Below are 2,500 nucleotides of genomic sequence, written 5' to 3'. Positions count from 1 at the left end.
TATAATGGGTCATCGACTTAGTCTGTCTAGCAAGCTTAAGCCGTTAGGTGTAGGCGCAGCGAAAGCGAGTCTGAATAGGGCGTTAAGTTAGACGGATTAGACCCGAAACCAAGTGATCTAGGTATGAGCAGGCTGAAGGTAAGGTAACACTTACTGGAGGGCCGAACCCACGTCTGTTGAAAAAGACGGGGATGACTTGTTCCTAGGGGTGAAAGGCCAATCAAACTTGGAAATAGCTGGTTCTCCGCGAAAGATATTTAGGTATCGCCTCAGACGAATACCTCGGGGGGTAGAGCACTGGATGGGCTAGGGGGTCTCACCGACTTACCAAACCTAACCAAACTCCGAATACCCGAGAGTACTATCTGGGAGACAGACGGTGGGTGCTAACGTCCATCGTCAAAAGGGAAACAACCCTAACCTACAGCTAAGGTCCCCAAGTCATAGTTAAGTGGGAAAGCATGTGGGACTACTCAGACAACCAGGAGGTTGGCTTAGAAGCAGCCATCCTTTAAAGATAGCGTAACAGCTCACTGGTCAAGTGGTCCTGCGGCGAAGATGTACCGGGTCTAAAACTATGCACCGAAGCTTAGGGTTTGCAGTTTACTGCAAGCGGTAGCGGAGCGTTCCGTAAGCCTGCGAAGGGATACCTGTGAGGGGTCCTGGAGGTATCGGAAGTGCGAATGATGACATGAGTAGCGACAAAAAGTGTGAGAGACACTTTCGCCGAAAGTCCAAGGGTTCCTGCGCAATGCTAATCAGCGCAGGGTTAGCCGGCCCCTAAGTCGAGGCAGAAATGCGTAGACGATGGGAACCACGTTAATATTCGTGGGCCAGGTGGTAGTGACGGATCGCGCGGGTCTGTATCCCCTTATCGGATTGGGGGTGCAGTGAGCCGGTTCCAGGAAATAGCTCCACCAATATTGACCGTACCCGAAACCGACACAGGTGGACTGGTAGAGTATACCAAGGCGCTTGAGAGAACTATACTGAAGGAACTCGGCAAATTGCACGCGTAACTTCGGGATAAGCGTGACCTTCTATCGGGCAACCGGTATGGAGGTGTCACAAAAGAGGGGGTGGCGACTGTTTATCAAAAACACAGGGCTCTGCGAAGTAGCAATACGACGTATAGGGTCTGACGCCTGCCCGGTGCCGGAAGGTTAAAAGGAGAGGTTAACGCCTTGAATTGAAGCCCCGGTAAACGGCGGCCGTAACTATAACGGTCCTAAGGTAGCGAAATTCCTTGTCGGGTAAGTTCCGACCTGCACGAATGGCGTAACGACTTCCCCACTGTCTCCAGTATAGACTCAGCGAAATTGAATTCCCCGTGAAGATGCGGGGTTCCTGCGGTCAGACGGAAAGACCCCATGAACCTTTACTATAGCTTTGCGCTGGCACTTGTGTCGGCATGTGCAGGATAGGTGGTAGGCTTTGAAGCCAGGGCGCCAGCCTTGGTGGAGCCACAAGATGAGATACCACCCTTATCGTCATAGGTGTCTAACCGCGGCATAACAGTGTCCGGGACAGCGCATGGTGGGTAGTTTGACTGGGGCGGTCGCCTCCCAAAAAGTAACGGAGGCGCGCGATGGTGGGCTCAGACCGGTCGGAAATCGGTCGTCGAGTGCAATGGCATAAGCCTGCCTGACTGCGAGACTGACAAGTCGAGCAGAGACGAAAGTCGGTCATAGTGATCCGGTGGTCCCGTGTGGAAGGGCCATCGCTCAACGAATAAAAGGTACTCTGGGGATAACAGGCTGATACTGCCCAAGCGTCCATAGCGACGGCAGTGTTTGGCACCTCGATGTCGGCTCATCACATCCTGGGGCTGGAGCAGGTCCCAAGGGTATGGCTGTTCGCCATTTAAAGTGGTACGTGAGCTGGGTTCAGAACGTCGTGAGACAGTTCGGTCCCTATCTGCCGTGGGTGTTGGAATATTGAGAGGAGCTGTCCCTAGTACGAGAGGACCGGGATGGACGAACCTCTGGTGGACCTGTTGTGGCGCCAGCCGCATTGCAGGGTAGCTAAGTTCGGACGGGATAACTGCTGAAAGCATCTAAGCAGGAAGCCTCCCTCAAAACGAGTATTCCCTATCAGAGCCGTGGAAGACCACCACGTTGATAGGCCGGGTGTGGAAGAGCAGCAATGCTTGAAGCTTACCGGTACTAATAGCTCGATCGGCTTGATCGTTCTCATTAATCAATGTCCGCATGGCCCAAAAGCCCATGCAACATTCTTCAGTTCATCAAAACCAGAATTCATAAAACGTGTGTTTCGCTGACCTTGTGGTTCTTGCGAGGAGCCCAAGACCCGATCCCATCCCGAACTCGACCGTCAAATTCCTCCGCGCCAATGGTACTAAGTCTCAAGACTTGGGAGAGTAGGTCACTGCAAGGTCTGCCAAACACACGTACCATCTCTTTACCGTCTCAAAACCAATCCAAAAGCCCCGGCCTCAAAACCGGGGCTTTTCTGCATCAAAATTACCAAATCCCGGGAT

At 52.8% G+C, this 2,500-nt stretch carries 2 rRNA genes (1 of these 2 cut by a window edge); both read left to right on the top strand.

Features of this window, described 5'->3' with window-relative positions:
• A 23S ribosomal RNA gene (locus DEVEQU_RS00040) occupies positions 1–2,190 on the top strand; it begins 533 nt to the left of the window's first position.
• Between the two features lie 91 nt (positions 2,191–2,281).
• Positions 2,282–2,397 (top strand): 5S ribosomal RNA (gene rrf / locus DEVEQU_RS00035).
• Positions 2,398–2,500: the final 103 nt, after the last annotated feature.

Source organism: Devosia equisanguinis, from assembly GCF_900631955.1.
In the GTDB taxonomy this organism is placed as follows: domain Bacteria; phylum Pseudomonadota; class Alphaproteobacteria; order Rhizobiales; family Devosiaceae; genus Devosia; species Devosia equisanguinis.
The sequence above is the reverse complement of the archived record's forward strand: the minus strand, read 5'-3'. Positions and strand labels throughout refer to the sequence as shown.